The following is a 13,758-nucleotide window of genomic DNA, read 5'->3' as shown; positions in this document are numbered from 1 at the left end:
AATAATGGATTATCCAAAGAGTGTGCCCAGCGTCGGGCTGGTCAACGGCAAGTTCGTGGATGAAAACCCGGTAGCCGGAACGCCGGGCTCGCTGATTCCTGCAGCCTGGGGCAACTCGGTTACCGAAGAACTGTTGGGGGTGATCAAGGGCGCAGGCCTGACGCCCGATGAAGTCGAACTTGGCCAGTTGTTCCTGGCTGTGCGCAAGATCAGTCAGACGGGGTTGGTGGATTACGCCATAGATACCGGCACGGCGAACAATTATCGCGCCACTTACGCACCAGCCGTGCCAAATCTTGTGGACGGGCTGGTCTTGCGGTTCAAGGCGCTGAACGCCAATACCGGTGCCAGTACATTTTCGGCAAACGGTCTGGCGGCCAAACCCATTGTCGGCGTGGACCACAACGCGGTGCAGGAAGGTGAAATCACCGCCGCCGGTGATGTCTGGGTACAGTGGAACAGCTCGATTGCCGGTGGCGTCTGGGTGATGATCGCCAGTACTGGGATGATCAGACAGACTGGCAGTGACATCGGCGACATCAAGACCGTGGCCACTGCGGATGCACCCAAGGGCTGGTTGAAGTGCAACGGTGCTACCGTTTCTCGCACGCAGTATGCGGCGCTGTTTGCCGCGATCGGCACGCGTTTCGGTGTAGGCGATGGAAGCACGACGTTTGCGCTTCCGGACCTGCGCGGTGAATTTGTTCGTGGCTGGGACGATGGTCGCAAGATCGACAACGGCCGTGCGCTGGGCAGCAGCCAGGCCGGGCAGAACGCTTCTCATACCCACGCGGCTTCAGCAGCCGCGGCTGGCAGCCATGCTCATGGTGCCTCCGCGGCCGTTGCCGGTAACCATGGTCATGGCGGTTTCACCAACGAATCCGGTGACCATCAGCACGGCGTGCTTGCATCCGGTAACAATACGTCTTACGGCCGCCAAGGCACCGGTAGCGGCCCTGGCGACTATGCAGCGGTTACGGCACTGGGCGGCAATCATGCGCATGGTCTCTATATCACGGCGGCCGGCGATCACTCTCATACCATCACCGTGAACGCGGTAGGTGACCACACCCACGCCATTACAGTGGCCGCGGACGGTGGCCCTGAGGCTCGGCCTCGGAACGTCGCTTTGTTGTACGTCATCAAATACTGAAGCCCTGCCTCGCAGATTGTCCATGCCTGCGGGGCGCTGGTTTTTCTTTTCCTCATTCGGGAGCGAGTGATGGTTTTGACCATTCAACAACTGCTCGAGATCTTTCCCAACGCCCGCTCCCAAGCGGGCGTTTTTGTTTCTGCACTCAACACTGCGATGGCCAGGCATCGCATCGATACGCCAAAACGTATCGCGGCGTTCCTTGCACAGGTCGGTCACGAGTCTGGCCAATTGCGTTACGTGCGCGAACTGGGCAACAACCAGTACCTGAGCAAATACGACACTGGCACGCTGGCGCTGCGTCTGGGCAACACGCCCGAGGCCGATGGCGACGGGCAAAAGTACCGGGGGCGTGGGCTCATCCAAATCACCGGTCGCGCCAACTATCGACAATGCAGCCTCGGCTTGTTCGGCGATGAGCGCCTGTTGGCATTGCCCGAACTGCTCGAGCAACCGCAATGGGCGGCCGAATCGGCGGCGTGGTTCTGGGCGCAGAAGGGCTTGAATGAACTGGCCGACGCAGACCAGTTCAACACCATCACCCGCCGGATCAACGGCGGGTTGAATGGCTTGCAGGATCGACTCGAGATCTGGGCACGGGCGAGGGCGGTGCTATGTCCGGCTCCTGGCGCGTGATGGGTCTGATGCTGCTGGTGGCCGGGGCGTTTGCAGCGGCATGGCAGTTTCAGGACTGGCGCTACGGGCGGGAATTGGCCGAGCAGGCGCGGTTAAACGCCGAATCCCTCAATCAACTGACGCAGACCGCCGCGACCGTGCAACAGGCCGAGCAGGATAAACGCCTGGCGCTGGAGCAACGGCTCGCGGCCAGTGAACAAACCCATTACCGAGTGCTGAGCGATGCCCAACGTGATCAGGATCGCCTGCGCGATCGTCTTGCTACTGCCGATGTGCGGCTGTCAGTACTTCTCGACGCCGGCGACGTTGCCCACGGCTGTGCGGTGCCAGCCACCGCCGGCACCGGCGGCGTGGATTCTGCAACCGTACGCGCCCGACTTGACCCGGCGCATGCTCAACGAATTATCGCCATCACCGACACCGGCGACCGTGGATTGATTGCGTTGCAGGCCTGTCAGGCCTATGTCAGAGCGCTGGCGCCCGAACATCTTGAATGATTCTGTGTATTGAAAGCATGGCCGGCTCGTGTACGGTGAAGGCATTCCACACGATCCGGAGCTCGCCGTGAAAGAAACCACCCAACTGGCCGCAGAACTGGGCCGACGTCTGCAAGTGCTCAATGCCCATGTGACCACCGCCGAGTCCTGTACCGGTGGCGGTATCGCCGAAGCGATTACGCGGATTCCGGGCAGTTCGGCCTGGTTTGAAGCGGGGTACGTGACGTATTCCAATCGGCAGAAGACCCGGCAGCTGGATGTGCCGGGCGACTTGTTCGAAACGGTAGGGGCGGTCAGTCGCGAAGTGGTCGAGGCCATGGTGCGCGGTGCGCAGCAGCACAGCCTGGCGCATTTTGCCGTGGCGGTCAGCGGTGTCGCCGGCCCCGACGGTGGCACACCGAACAAGCCAGTCGGCACGGTATGGCTGGCCTGGGGTGTTGGCGATGAGGTTTACAGTGAGGTTCAGCACTTCCCCGGCAACCGTGATGAAGTCCGCCGACAAACGGTGAAGGCCGCGCTAGAGGGGCTTGTGCGACTAGCGGCACGAGAAATCGAAAATCAGGGGTAGGCGATCTTCCAACGCTGTGGAATAATACTGGCTACTTATACAGGTGTTGGCCGTCAGGCCTTATTGATTACGTGAGGACTTTAATGGACGACAACAAGAAGAAAGCCTTGGCTGCGGCCCTGGGTCAGATCGAACGTCAATTCGGCAAGGGTGCCGTAATGCGTATGGGCGATCAGGACCGTCAGGCGATCCCGGCCATCTCTACTGGCTCTCTGGGTCTGGACATTGCACTCGGCATCGGCGGCCTGCCAAAAGGCCGTATCGTTGAAATCTACGGTCCTGAATCTTCCGGTAAAACCACGCTGACGTTGTCCGTGATCGCCCAGGCGCAAAAAGCCGGCGCGACCTGCGCATTCGTCGACGCCGAGCACGCGCTCGATCCAGAGTACGCCGGCAAGCTCGGCGTCAATGTCGACGACCTGCTGGTTTCCCAGCCGGACACTGGCGAACAGGCTTTGGAAATCACCGACATGCTGGTGCGCTCCAACGCCGTTGACGTGATCATCGTCGACTCCGTGGCGGCACTGGTACCGAAGGCTGAAATCGAAGGTGAAATGGGCGACATGCACGTCGGCCTGCAAGCACGTCTGATGTCTCAGGCGCTGCGTAAAATCACCGGTAACATCAAGAACGCCAACTGCCTGGTCATCTTCATCAACCAGATCCGTATGAAGATCGGCGTGATGTTCGGCAGCCCGGAAACCACCACCGGTGGTAACGCACTGAAGTTCTACGCCTCGGTTCGTCTCGACATCCGCCGTACCGGCGCGGTGAAGGAAGGCGACGAAGTGGTCGGCAGCGAAACCCGCGTCAAGGTTGTGAAGAACAAGGTGGCTTCGCCGTTCCGTCAGGCCGAGTTCCAGATTCTTTACGGCAAAGGCATCTACCTCAACGGCGAGATGATCGACCTGGGTGTGCTGCACGGTTTTGTCGAGAAGTCCGGCGCTTGGTACGCCTACGAAGGCACCAAGATCGGTCAGGGCAAGGCCAACTCGGCCAAGTTCCTGGCGGACAACCCGGAAATTGCCGCGAAGCTCGAGAAGCAGCTGCGTGACAAGCTGCTGTCGCCAGCGGTGATCGCGGACTCCAAGGCCTCGGCGGTCAAAGAGACCGAAGACGACCTGGCCGACGCTGACCTCTGATACCAGCGATGACCACCGCCGTACTGGATACCCTCGTCGCGGTGCGGCGAACCGCCATGGACCTGCTCGCACGTCGTGAGCATGGTCGAGTCGAGTTGACGCGTAAGCTGCGTCAGCGCGGCGCCGAGGCGGAGCTGATCGAAACAGCCCTCGACCGTTTGACGGAAGAGGGGCTGCTTTGCGAAGCCCGTTACCTTGAAAGTTTTGTTTCCTACCGCGCCCGTTCCGGCTATGGCCCTCTGCGAATTCGTGAGGAGCTCAGCCAGCGGGGCTTGCAACGTACCGATATCGAAATCGCCCTGCGCGAAAGCGGTATCAACTGGCAAGCGCAGCTTCAGGATACGTGGCAACGCAAGTTCTCCGGGCATTTACCGATTAATGCGAAAGAACGGGCCAAGCAAGGCCGGTTTCTTGCGTATCGGGGGTTCTCGATGGAGATGATCAACCGCTTGTTCAGCGGTCGAGGGATGGACGATTAGACCGATTCAACAAAAAAGGCCCGCTATTTTTTAGAAAATAGCGGGCCTTTTTTTTGCCTTCAAATTACGTTGAAAGGCTCGCGTGAGCGTTGTGCAGTGGGCGGTTTCGAATCGGTCCAGTTTTCCGGCAGATTGATAAAGTCCACCAACTCCCTCAGACGACCATGGGTACGGCCATTGAAGGCAAACGCCAGCCGTGCCAGATGGCTGAACTGTGCATCGTCGTGTTCTTCACCGCTGTAGGCGTGTTGATGAAACTCGTCGCTCAGGCACAGGTCGGCGAACTCTTCCTGCATTCGCGTCAGTGCCTGGTCGCTGAGCTTGTGGTTCATGCGGATCACAAATTGCCGCTTGAGCCAGCGGCTGGAGTGGAAGTTGCTATAGAACTGATTGATCTCGTCTACCGCTTCTTCAACGCTGTAAACCAGGCGCATCAACTTCATATCGGTCGGCAGGATATAGCGGTTTTCTTCCAGCTGATTGCGGATGAAGTCCAGCGCTCCCTGCCAGAAGGTACCGCCCGGAACATCCAGCAACACCACTGGCACCAATGGGCTTTTGCCGGTCTGAATCAGCGTCAGCACTTCCAGCGCTTCATCAAGGGTGCCGAAACCGCCCGGGCACAGTACCAGCGCGTCTGCCTCTTTGACGAAGAACAGTTTTCGGGTGAAGAAAAAGTGGAATGGCAACAGATTATCGGTGCCGTCGACGGTGGGGTTGGCATGTTGTTCGAAGGGCAGGGTGATGTTGAACCCCAAACTGTGGTCACGCCCGGCTCCTTCGTGGGCGGCGGCCATGATGCCGCCGCCGGCGCCGGTGATGACCATCATGTCCGCACGTGTCAGCGCTGCGCCGAGTTCGCGGGCCATCGCGTATAGCGGATGTTCCACTGGCGTACGTGCCGAGCCGAACACGGTGACTTTGCGCCGGCCCTTGAATTGTTCGAGCACGCGGAACGCCTGCTCCAGTTCACGCAGGGCTTGCAGGGTGATCTTGGCGTTCCAGCGGTTGTGGTCTTCCTGAGCCATGCGCAGCACGGTCAGGATCATGTCGCGGTAGATGGGGATGTTCGGGCTGTTGGTGGAAATACGGTTGAGTTGGGCTTCGACCTGGCTGATGAGGTCGCCGCTTTCCTGAAAATGACGGCTCAAGAGGTCATTCGGTTGATAAGGCATTCAACGTCTCCTTCTGTACAGAGCGGTTAGCCTGACAACCAGCGTCCGGGCCGCACTGCAAAAACACACAGGGCCGGCAGTTCCATTTCTGCCGTTAACGAATGATCGGGAATACTCTCAATCTAGACCCTCGCACGCATTCGCGCTGACTTGAACAGTGAGCTGTAACGTTTTGCCTGGCAACCGCTTACTGATTTGCACCAAAGCCCCGCCGCTCGTCTGAACGTGTCGCAAAGGGCCATCACTCTGATTTACTCAAATACAGACGTCGCAAGACATCCCTGCGCTTGCGCAAGGCCAGGCAATTCATGGATTCGTGGGTGGCAAGGAGGCGGGATGCATGGTCAGAGTGGTTCTGGAGATCGATACTCAGCTGTATCGAATGTTGCAGGAGTCGGCCGAGACGCATCAATTGAGTCTCGAAGAAGAGTGCTGCCGACGATTGGCCGGCGGCGAACGTCGCTCGCGCTATCTGCAGGCGCTAGTGGCGGAACTGCGCGCCGAGGATGAACAGCGGCGCGCCAAGGCTTCGCGCTGATTACTTCTTCTTCGCTGGCGCGGCTTTCGGGCAATCGGATTCCTGATAGCTGGCCGAGCCGATCGCTTTGTTGGTTTTCACTTCGGTGAAGTCGTAACGCATGATCGCGCCCTTGGCCATCAGCTTGCGGTACGACGGGTTATTGCAGACCGAAGCGCCCAACTGGAAATACACAGCCTTGGGATCGGCGCGCATCTTGTCGGCGTGGCTCTTCTGCACGCTCAGATGGTTGATCAGCTGCGTGCCCTCGACGGTGTAGCCTTGATCAAGAATGTCTTCATTGATCGCCCGTGGCGTGCCGACGCTGCTTTGGGCGGCGACGTTGCGCAGCTCTCGGTTCAGATTCTGCTCACTCAGGGACGCAGCCTGAGCGGTAAAGGACGACGCCAGCAGAATGGCAGCGGTGGGAACGATAAGGCGCAGCATGAAACTCTCCTGATTCGGTGACTGGTGGTTCGACCCGTCACGGGGCGGTGCGTTCAGTGGCGGCGAATTATAGGGGAGCCGGTCTGGACGGTACAGGCTTGTGGCCGTCGCTCTGGTAAACTGCCGGCCTTTATTGCCCTGCCGAGTGTCGTTCGTGTCGAGTTTCCCTGTCTGCAGGTGTTGCCTGCGATGATCCATGCCCCCAACGCCGTGGCCCGCCTGCGCGATCAGCGTGAGGACGAAGGTATCAAGCCGATTCAGGCGCGCGGCTTTCGCTCCGAACGTTGCCGCGATTGCCGGGTCATCATCAGTCATTGCCTGTGCGCGTGGCGGCCAAGCGTCGACACCCGTTCCGGCGTGTGCCTGATCATGACCGGCAAGGAAGTGTTCAAGCCAAGCAACACCGGTTGGCTGATTGCCGACGTGGTGCGCGACAACCATGCGTTCATCTGGTCACGCACCGAGCCCGACCCGCAGATGCTTGCACTGCTCAACGATCCGCAGTGGCAGCCGTACCTGGTGTTTCCGGGCGAGTATGTCGAACCGTCGCGGGTGACCAACACGGTGGCAGTCGATAGCAGCAAGCGCCCGCTGTTCATTCTGCTCGATGCGACCTGGACCGAGGCGCGCAAGATCTTTCGCAAAAGTCCGTATTTCGACTGCTTGCCGATCCTCAGCCTGCTGCCCGACAAACTCTCGCGCTATCGCTTGCGCCGTTCGACCCGCAGCGAGCACCTGTGCACTGCCGAAGTCGCGGCGTTGTGCCTGGAGCTGGCCGGTGACAGCGCTGCCGCTTCGGCGCTGGACGCCTATTTCGATGTGTTCAGCCAGCATTACCTCGGTGCCAAGCAGCAACTGGACATGAATGAATCAACGCCCGCTCACGCCGAGCTGTTGCCCTATATACGAAAGCCGCAGCCGGAGTTGGCCCGATAGTGGCCCATACTGTCGACAGCGCTGGCCATCTTGCTTGACCACCCCGGCTGCGCTGGGCATGCTTGGCGCCGATTAGGGTGCGGCCAAGGTTTGAGACGCCGTGTTTGCTGTTGATTGGCGTCGAACGTGCCCCTGTGGATATCGCTTGAAAGCGCTGTATCGAGTTGCTTTGGCCAGACCGGAATCTACCGCGTCTGCCATCAAAAACAGGATCATTTGAAAAATGGCCACATACGACATCCTGATTGCCGATGATCATCCCCTGTTTCGCAGCGCCCTGCACCAAGCGGTGACGCTGGGCCTTGGCCCGGACGTGCGACTGGTGGAAGTGGCGAGCATCGCCGAACTGGAAGCGCGCCTGACCGAAAAGGCTGACTGGGATCTGGTCCTGCTGGATCTGAACATGCCCGGCGCCTACGGTTTTTCCGGGCTGGTGCTGCTGCGCGGGCAGTATCCGCAGATTCCGGTGGTGATGGTCTCGGCCCAGGAAGAAGCTTCGGTGATGGTCAAGTCCCGCGAGTTCGGCGCCAGTGGCTTCATTCCCAAGTCCAGCGATCTGAGCGTGATTCAGGAAGCGGTGCGCAAGGTGCTCGATGGCGACGTGTTCTGGCCGCCGCAAGCGTTCGAAGCGGTGAGCGTGTCGGATGAGGCGAAAGCTGCCAGCGATGGCCTTGCCAGCCTGACGCCGCAACAGTTCCGCGTGCTGACCATGGTCTGCGAAGGTCTGCTGAACAAGCAGATCGCTTATGAGCTGAGCGTGTCGGAAGCGACCATCAAGGCCCACGTCACCGCGATCTTTCGCAAATTGAATGTGCGCACTCGCACGCAAGCGGCTTTACTGCTGCAACAACTTGAGTCAATTCCCAGCCAGTGATGGCTGGCAGTTTCACGCTTTTTTGACTTTCGTTGATCTAGCTTCCCCACTCCTTTTTGGTTGGTTTCTTCCTTATGTCACCTTTCAAGGGCCAGACCGGCCTGAAACGCATCCTTAACGCGTCTGGCTATTCGCTCGACGGCCTGCGCGCCGCCTTCACCGGCGAAGCGGCGTTCCGTCAATTGGTGCTGCTCAACGTGGTGCTGATTCCGCTGACATTCTTCCTCAATCTCAGCCGGGTCGAGCAGGCATTGTTGATCGCGGTGTGTTTGCTGGCGCTGATTGTCGAGTTGCTCAATTCGGCGGTGGAAGCGGCCATTGACCGCATCTCGCTGGAATTGCACCCGCTGTCGAAGAACGCCAAGGACATGGGCAGCGCCGCGCAGTTCGTGGCCCTGAGCATGATCGGACTGGTGTGGGCGGTGATTCTGCTTTAAGCGATGGTCGGCAAGACGATCTCGTCGCTGCGCTGCACCCCGGCGGTGAAAGCGCGGCACAGCTCGAGAAACTCGCGCATGGCCGAGGTCTGGTATTTCTGTTTGTGCCAGATGAAATAGAACTGCCGGGCCAGATCCAGATCCGGCGTCTCCACCGGCACCAGACTGCCGCGCCGGAACGCATCGCGCAGCGCCAGCCGCGAAATGCAGCCAATCCCCAGGCCTGATTCCACCGCACGTTTGATCGCCTCGGTGTGTTCCAGCTCCAGCCGGATGTTCAGCGCGCTGCGATGGTGACGCATGGCCTGGTCGAAGGTCAGCCGCGTGCCGGAGCCCTGCTCCCGCAGAATCCATGCCTCATGGGTCAGCTCTTCCATCGTCGCACTGCCGCGTTTGGCCAACGGATGCTGCGGCGCACAAAACACCACCAGCTCATCCTCGACCCAACTCTGCACTTCGATGTCGGGGTGGCTGCAATCGCCTTCGATTAGACCCAGATCAATTTCGTAGTGGGCGACCTGTTGCACGATATTGGCAGTGTTCTGCACGTGCAGCTTGACCTGACTTTCGGGGTGGCGCTGCATGAAGCTGCCGATCAGCAGGGTGGCCAGATAGTTGCCAATGGTCAGCGTCGCCCCTACTGATAAAGAGCCGAAACCGGATTTGCCGTTGAGCAGGTCTTCGATTTCCTTGGCCTGGTCGAGCAGGGCCACCGCTTGCGGCAACAGTTGTTTGCCGAGGGCGTTGAGGCTCAGGCGTTTGCCGGCGCGGTCGAACAGCTGGCAGCTGGACTGGCGCTCGAGCTCGGTGATCGAAGTGCTGGCCGCCGATTGCGAGAGGTTGAGCAGACCCGCAGCACGGGATACGCTTTCCTGCTGGGCGACGGCGACGAAGACTTGCAGTTGACGGAGAGTAAATCGCATATCGATATAACCGATAACCCTTATCTTAATAATCCAGTTAACAGATATTGTTGTCGCTATTAGAATGCGATGCAATTGCGCACATTGAGCCTCATTGAGCCGCGCAGACCAATCTCCAGGAGTCAAACGTACATGAGCAACATGAACCACGAGCGTGTCCTCAGTGTTCATCACTGGAACGACACTCTGTTCAGCTTCAAGTGCACCCGCGATCCGGGCCTGCGCTTCGAGAACGGTCAGTTCGTGATGATCGGCCTGCAACAGCCCAACGGCCGCCCGCTTATGCGCGCTTACTCGATCGCCAGCCCGAACTGGGAAGAGCATCTCGAGTTCTTCAGCATCAAAGTGCAGGACGGTCCGCTGACCTCCCAGCTGCAGCACTTGAAGGAAGGCGACGAGATCATCATCTCGAAGAAGCCTACCGGCACGCTGGTTCTTGATGACCTGAACCCGGGCAAGCACCTGTACCTGCTCAGCACCGGCACTGGTCTGGCGCCGTTCATGAGCGTCATTCAGGACCCGGAAACCTACGAGCGCTTTGAGAAAGTGATCCTGGTTCACGGTGTGCGTTACGTCAACGAAGTCGCTTACCGCGAATTCATTACCGAGCACCTGCCGCAGAACGAGTTCTTCGGCGAAGCGCTGCGTGACAAGCTGATCTACTACCCGACCGTGACCCGCGAGCCGTTCGAGAATCAGGGCCGCCTGACTGACCTGATGCGCAGCGGCAAGCTGTTCAGCGACATCGGCCTGCCACCGATCAACCCGCAGGACGACCGCGCGATGATCTGCGGCAGCCCGAGCATGCTCGACGAGACCAGCGAAGTGCTCGACAGCTTTGGCCTGAAGATCTCGGCGCGGATGCGCGAGCCGGGTGATTATCTGATCGAGCGTGCGTTCGTCGAAAAATAACCTGCGTTACCTGTGGGAGCGAGCCCGCTCGCGAAAGCAGTCTGTCATTAAGATTGATGTTGGCTGACACGACGCCTTCGCGAGCAGGCTCGCTCCCACAGTTGGTTTTTCGGTGTGACAGTAAAAGCCCGCGTTGCCTGAGAAGGCAGCGCGGGCTTTTTCGTTTGCGGGCTTTATGCCTCGGCCGGGATGACTTCCAGCACGCGGATCTGTTCGGGCGTCGGGTAATGCCAGCGCACGTCCAAGTCCCAGAACTGCGCACCATATTCACGTTCCGGCGCCGGAGTCTGATACGCCGGACGCGGATCCTGCGCCAGGCACTGCTCGATCAGCTCAACCAACGGCTCATCGAGGCGCTGAGCTTGGGCGTGCGCCTGTTTCAAAGCCGAATCCGCCCACTGCACGTCGATCAGCTGCGGCGCGGCGCTGGCGATGTCATTGGTCGCCCCAGGGATGATGTCGGCATACGGCACATAGGGTTTGATATCCAGCACCGGTGTGCCGTCGAGCAGATCGATCCCGGAGATAAACAGCCGATTACCTTCGACGCTGTCCAGCTTCACCACCGACTGGCCAATGCCGTTCGGCCGGTGCGTGGCGCGGGTGGCGAATACGCCCATCGACTTGTTACCACCCAGGCGAGGCGGGCGCACCTTCAGGCGCGGTTTGTCTTCCAGGGCTTGGTGGAACAGAAACAACAGCCAAACATGACTGACCTGCTCCAGCCCCTGCACGGCGTCACCCTGATCGAACGGCGCGACCAGTTCCAACACGCCACGAGCGGCTGGGGCCAGTTGTGGCTGGCGGGGGATGGCGAACTTCTCCTTGAAGCAGGAGCGCACGAAGCCGATGGGGGAGACGCTGTAAGTCATGGTCTGGGATCGAAGCGGGTAGGGCGGGCATGATAACCCGGCTCGCTTCAAGTCTGGTGGTGACAGGGCTGGCCTCTTCGCGAGCAGGCTGAACTGGTCAAGTAATATTGGACACCAGTTAGGGTTTTTCAGGCCGCCATTTTCTCCATGGCGACCGGTGACCGGTAGTTGTTGTAGCTATGGAGTCTGGTGTTGTTGTAGCGCATTAGGTAGCGCTGCAAATCAACCCGGGCTTCGTACTCGGAGCGGTACCCCGCTTCAGGTACCCACTCCGATTTCAGACTTCCAAAGAAACGCTCCATCGGTGCGTTGTCCCAACACTCTCCCTTGCAACTCATGCTCTGCCTCAGCCCGTGCGCTAGCAGCTCATTCCTGAATTTATGGCTGGTGTACTGGCAGCCTTGATCGGAGTGAAACAGCACGTCTTTAGGTCTGCCTCGCAACTCAACGGCCATTCGTAAGGCCTCACAGGTCAGTTCCGCATCCGAGATCATTGAAAACGCCCAACCCACCAGTCGTCGGGCGAAGAGATCCAAAACCGCAGCGAAATACATCCACCGGGTGCCGACCTTGATATACGTGACATCGGCGCACCACACCTCATTGATTGATGTGACATCGAACTGGCGCTTGAGCACGTGCGGTGCGACCAAAGCCTCTACGCCTGATGATTTGTATTTATGGCGCCGGCGCTGACGGCTAGTCACTCCGGCTTCACGCATCAAACTACGAGCCATGTACCGCCCGACTCGATGTCCTTTGGCCTGTAGTTCCCGGGAAAGGGTGCGTGCCCCGGCCGATGCTCTCGATTCCTTATGATGCTCAACCAGCATGGCTTTGAGTTTCTCCCGCTCAGGACTCACCTTGCCTTGGCGCTGACGCCAGGCATAAAAGCTGCTGCGGCAAACATCAAACACACGGCAACAGTCGTTAACGCCGTATAGCTCTGCCAGCTCATTGATCAATGAGAATGATCTTTGGCGTCCAATAGCAGCAGAGCACTGGCTTTTTTTAGGATTTCAATATCCCGGTCTTTTTGCCTGAGCAAGGCTTTGAGTTCTTGGATCTCTCGGTGGTCAGCGGTAATCGCTTTGGCCCCCCCCGGCGTTGTACCCAGGCGCTCTTTGCGAACCTGGGCGACCCAGCGACGCAACGCGGTAGGGCCGATGTCTAGACTGGCACAGACTTCGGGAACCGATATCCCCTCGTCCAATACCATGCCGACAGCCTTGAGTTTGAATTCAGTTGAATAAGAGTTACGCATATCCGAACACCTCAGATTTGGACGCCATCATAGCGCCTGATTGAAGTGTCCAAAATCATTAGGCCAGTTCAGGCTCGCTCCCACAATGGAGTTGCGTTGTGTACGAAATCCCTGTGGGAGCGAGCCTGCTCGCGAATGCCGCACCGCCGATCTACAGACTGAATCCACCATCAAGAGGAATGATATTCCCGGTCATATAAGCCCCCGCCGTACTCGCCAGGCTAATCGCCAGCGCCGCCATCTCTTCCTCACGCCCCCAGCGCTTCATCGGAATCAGCGCAGTATCCTCAGCCAATGCCTGCTCATCATTACCAATATGCTGGGTCATCTTGCTCGGAAAGCGACCCGGCGCAATCACGTTGACGTTGATGTGCTGGCTCACCAGTTCCCGCGCCAGAATGCGCGACAACTGATGCAGGGCGGCCTTGCTCGGCCCGTAGGCATATGCCTGCTCGCCAAACGAAGAAATCCCCGCCACCGAACCGATATTGATGATCCGCGCCGGATTCGCCGCCGAGCCAGCCTTGCGCAGCAACGGCAGAAACTGCTGGATGCAACTGAACACCGAGGTCACGTTGAGCTGCATGACCTTTTCCCAGCCCTTGACCGGATAACTCTCCAGCGGCGCGCCCCACGTGGTGCCGGCATTGTTCACCAGAATGTCCAGATGAGTGATCTGCTCACCCAGACGCGCGGCCAATTCCCGCACGCCTTCTTCGGTCGCCAGGTTTGCCGCCACGCCGTGGCAAGTGCCCATGGCGCCAAGTTCTTCGGCGGTTTGATGGCAGGCTTCGACGTCGCGCGAGCACACGTAGACATGGGCGCCGGCCTCGACGAACGCCTTGGCGATCATTTTGCCGATACCACGAGTACCGCCAGTCACCAGAGCGGTGCGGCCTTGCAGGGAAAAGTAGGGATGCATGGCG

At 59.2% G+C, this 13,758-nt stretch carries 18 protein-coding genes; 11 read left to right on the top strand and 7 right to left on the bottom strand.

The window, feature by feature from the left end; all coding sequences use genetic code 11:
- Nucleotides 1-4 precede the first annotated feature (4 nt).
- The 6 genes from AB4N47_RS17350 (at nt 5) to recX (ending at nt 4,475) form a co-directional block, all read left to right on the top strand.
- Nucleotides 5-1,153: a phage tail protein gene (locus tag AB4N47_RS17350; protein WP_341638603.1), complete on the top strand. Its 1,149-nt coding sequence runs from the start codon at nt 5-7 to the stop codon at nt 1,151-1,153.
- A gap of 69 nt (nt 1,154-1,222) precedes the next feature.
- On the top strand, nt 1,223-1,789 hold the full coding sequence (locus AB4N47_RS17345) for a glycoside hydrolase family 19 protein (protein ID WP_341638604.1): 567 nt from the start codon (nt 1,223-1,225) through the stop codon (nt 1,787-1,789).
- Entirely contained in the window at nt 1,768-2,286 is a 519-nt protein-coding gene (locus tag AB4N47_RS17340) for a lysis system i-spanin subunit Rz (protein ID WP_341638605.1), read from the top strand. The genes AB4N47_RS17345 and AB4N47_RS17340 overlap by 22 nt, the downstream gene beginning before the upstream one ends.
- Nucleotides 2,287-2,353: 67 nt before the next feature.
- A complete protein-coding gene (locus tag AB4N47_RS17335; RefSeq protein WP_038861108.1) occupies nt 2,354-2,854 on the top strand; it encodes a CinA family protein in 501 nt (166 codons plus the stop codon).
- Nucleotides 2,855-2,937: 83 nt separating this feature from the next.
- Nucleotides 2,938-3,996 carry a recombinase RecA gene (recA, locus tag AB4N47_RS17330; protein WP_024011876.1) on the top strand — a complete coding sequence of 353 codons (1,059 nt, stop codon included), beginning with the start codon at nt 2,938-2,940 and terminating at the stop codon, nt 3,994-3,996.
- A gap of 8 nt (nt 3,997-4,004) precedes the next feature.
- On the top strand, nt 4,005-4,475 hold the full coding sequence (recX, locus tag AB4N47_RS17325; protein WP_341638606.1) for a recombination regulator RecX: 471 nt from the start codon (nt 4,005-4,007) through the stop codon (nt 4,473-4,475).
- 59 nt (nt 4,476-4,534) lie between these two features.
- Here recX and AB4N47_RS17320 read toward each other — a convergent pair whose 3' ends face one another.
- Nucleotides 4,535-5,650, bottom strand: a complete 1,116-nt coding sequence (locus tag AB4N47_RS17320) for an LOG family protein (protein ID WP_341638607.1) — start codon at nt 5,648-5,650, stop codon at nt 4,535-4,537.
- 340 nt (nt 5,651-5,990) lie between these two features.
- Between AB4N47_RS17320 and AB4N47_RS17315 the strand changes: the two genes are divergently transcribed.
- Nucleotides 5,991-6,188 (top strand): hypothetical protein, encoded by a 198-nt coding sequence (locus AB4N47_RS17315; protein WP_016770569.1) that lies wholly within the window; start codon nt 5,991-5,993, stop codon nt 6,186-6,188.
- Here AB4N47_RS17315 and AB4N47_RS17310 read toward each other — a convergent pair whose 3' ends face one another.
- Nucleotides 6,189-6,614 carry a PA3611 family quorum-sensing-regulated virulence factor gene (locus tag AB4N47_RS17310; RefSeq protein ID WP_007908738.1) on the bottom strand — a complete coding sequence of 142 codons (426 nt, stop codon included), beginning with the start codon at nt 6,612-6,614 and terminating at the stop codon, nt 6,189-6,191.
- Nucleotides 6,615-6,803: 189 nt separating this feature from the next.
- On the opposite strand from AB4N47_RS17310, the gene AB4N47_RS17305 reads away from it, so the two are divergent.
- The 3 genes from AB4N47_RS17305 (at nt 6,804) to AB4N47_RS17295 (ending at nt 8,861) form a co-directional block, all read left to right on the top strand.
- A complete protein-coding gene (locus tag AB4N47_RS17305) occupies nt 6,804-7,550 on the top strand; it encodes a tRNA-uridine aminocarboxypropyltransferase (RefSeq protein ID WP_341638608.1) in 747 nt (248 codons plus the stop codon).
- 223 nt (nt 7,551-7,773) lie between these two features.
- Nucleotides 7,774-8,424: a response regulator transcription factor ErdR gene (erdR, locus tag AB4N47_RS17300; RefSeq protein WP_016771412.1), complete on the top strand. Its 651-nt coding sequence runs from the start codon at nt 7,774-7,776 to the stop codon at nt 8,422-8,424.
- Between the two features lie 74 nt (nt 8,425-8,498).
- Nucleotides 8,499-8,861: a diacylglycerol kinase gene (locus tag AB4N47_RS17295; RefSeq protein WP_341638609.1), complete on the top strand. Its 363-nt coding sequence runs from the start codon at nt 8,499-8,501 to the stop codon at nt 8,859-8,861.
- Here the strand turns inward: AB4N47_RS17295 and AB4N47_RS17290 are convergent.
- Nucleotides 8,858-9,784, bottom strand: a complete 927-nt coding sequence (locus AB4N47_RS17290; RefSeq protein WP_024011881.1) for a LysR family transcriptional regulator — start codon at nt 9,782-9,784, stop codon at nt 8,858-8,860. The two genes, AB4N47_RS17295 and AB4N47_RS17290, sit on opposite strands and share 4 nt — an antisense overlap.
- A gap of 132 nt (nt 9,785-9,916) precedes the next feature.
- Here AB4N47_RS17290 and fpr point away from each other — a divergent pair, with 132 nt between their 5' ends.
- Nucleotides 9,917-10,696, top strand: coding sequence for a ferredoxin-NADP reductase (gene fpr, locus AB4N47_RS17285; protein WP_007908723.1), 780 nt, complete (start codon nt 9,917-9,919; stop codon nt 10,694-10,696).
- 173 nt (nt 10,697-10,869) lie between these two features.
- On the opposite strand, the gene tsaA is transcribed toward fpr, so the two are convergent.
- The 4 genes from tsaA to AB4N47_RS17265 form a co-directional block, all read right to left on the bottom strand.
- Nucleotides 10,870-11,568 carry a tRNA (N6-threonylcarbamoyladenosine(37)-N6)-methyltransferase TrmO gene (tsaA, locus tag AB4N47_RS17280; protein WP_341638610.1) on the bottom strand — a complete coding sequence of 233 codons (699 nt, stop codon included), beginning with the start codon at nt 11,566-11,568 and terminating at the stop codon, nt 10,870-10,872.
- A 128-nt stretch (nt 11,569-11,696) separates the two neighbouring features.
- Nucleotides 11,697-12,533 carry an IS3 family transposase gene (locus tag AB4N47_RS17275; RefSeq protein ID WP_341638611.1) on the bottom strand — a complete coding sequence of 279 codons (837 nt, stop codon included), beginning with the start codon at nt 12,531-12,533 and terminating at the stop codon, nt 11,697-11,699.
- Complete coding sequence (locus tag AB4N47_RS17270; protein WP_341638612.1) at nt 12,530-12,832, bottom strand: transposase; 303 nt, start codon at nt 12,830-12,832, stop codon at nt 12,530-12,532. Before AB4N47_RS17270 ends, AB4N47_RS17275 begins: the two co-directional genes overlap by 4 nt.
- A gap of 151 nt (nt 12,833-12,983) precedes the next feature.
- On the bottom strand, nt 12,984-13,754 hold the full coding sequence (locus AB4N47_RS17265) for an SDR family oxidoreductase (RefSeq protein ID WP_041478080.1): 771 nt from the start codon (nt 13,752-13,754) through the stop codon (nt 12,984-12,986).
- Nucleotides 13,755-13,758 lie beyond the last annotated feature (4 nt).

The organism is Pseudomonas sp. S3_G06 (assembly GCF_054667565.1).
This window is presented reverse-complemented; position numbering and strand designations above follow the sequence as displayed.

Bases quoted from the DNA above. Each gene is read 5' to 3' on its own strand.
- AB4N47_RS17350 (WP_341638603.1), top strand. From the start codon at position 5: ATGGATTATCCAAAGAGTGTGCCCAGCGTCGGGCTGGTCAACGGCAAG.
- fpr (WP_007908723.1), top strand. From the start codon at position 9,917: ATGAGCAACATGAACCACGAGCGTGTCCTCAGTGTTCATCACTGGAAC.
- AB4N47_RS17305 (WP_341638608.1), top strand. From the start codon at position 6,804: ATGATCCATGCCCCCAACGCCGTGGCCCGCCTGCGCGATCAGCGTGAG.
- AB4N47_RS17295 (WP_341638609.1), top strand. From the start codon at position 8,499: ATGTCACCTTTCAAGGGCCAGACCGGCCTGAAACGCATCCTTAACGCG.
- AB4N47_RS17310 (WP_007908738.1), bottom strand. From the start codon at position 6,614: ATGCTGCGCCTTATCGTTCCCACCGCTGCCATTCTGCTGGCGTCGTCC.
- AB4N47_RS17265 (WP_041478080.1), bottom strand. From the start codon at position 13,754: ATGCATCCCTACTTTTCCCTGCAAGGCCGCACCGCTCTGGTGACTGGC.
- tsaA (WP_341638610.1), bottom strand. From the start codon at position 11,568: ATGACTTACAGCGTCTCCCCCATCGGCTTCGTGCGCTCCTGCTTCAAG.
- AB4N47_RS17345 (WP_341638604.1), top strand. From the start codon at position 1,223: ATGGTTTTGACCATTCAACAACTGCTCGAGATCTTTCCCAACGCCCGC.
- AB4N47_RS17320 (WP_341638607.1), bottom strand. From the start codon at position 5,650: ATGCCTTATCAACCGAATGACCTCTTGAGCCGTCATTTTCAGGAAAGC.
- AB4N47_RS17290 (WP_024011881.1), bottom strand. From the start codon at position 9,784: ATGCGATTTACTCTCCGTCAACTGCAAGTCTTCGTCGCCGTCGCCCAG.
- recX (WP_341638606.1), top strand. From the start codon at position 4,005: ATGACCACCGCCGTACTGGATACCCTCGTCGCGGTGCGGCGAACCGCC.
- recA (WP_024011876.1), top strand. From the start codon at position 2,938: ATGGACGACAACAAGAAGAAAGCCTTGGCTGCGGCCCTGGGTCAGATC.
- AB4N47_RS17270 (WP_341638612.1), bottom strand. From the start codon at position 12,832: ATGCGTAACTCTTATTCAACTGAATTCAAACTCAAGGCTGTCGGCATG.
- erdR (WP_016771412.1), top strand. From the start codon at position 7,774: ATGGCCACATACGACATCCTGATTGCCGATGATCATCCCCTGTTTCGC.
- AB4N47_RS17340 (WP_341638605.1), top strand. From the start codon at position 1,768: ATGTCCGGCTCCTGGCGCGTGATGGGTCTGATGCTGCTGGTGGCCGGG.
- AB4N47_RS17315 (WP_016770569.1), top strand. From the start codon at position 5,991: ATGGTCAGAGTGGTTCTGGAGATCGATACTCAGCTGTATCGAATGTTG.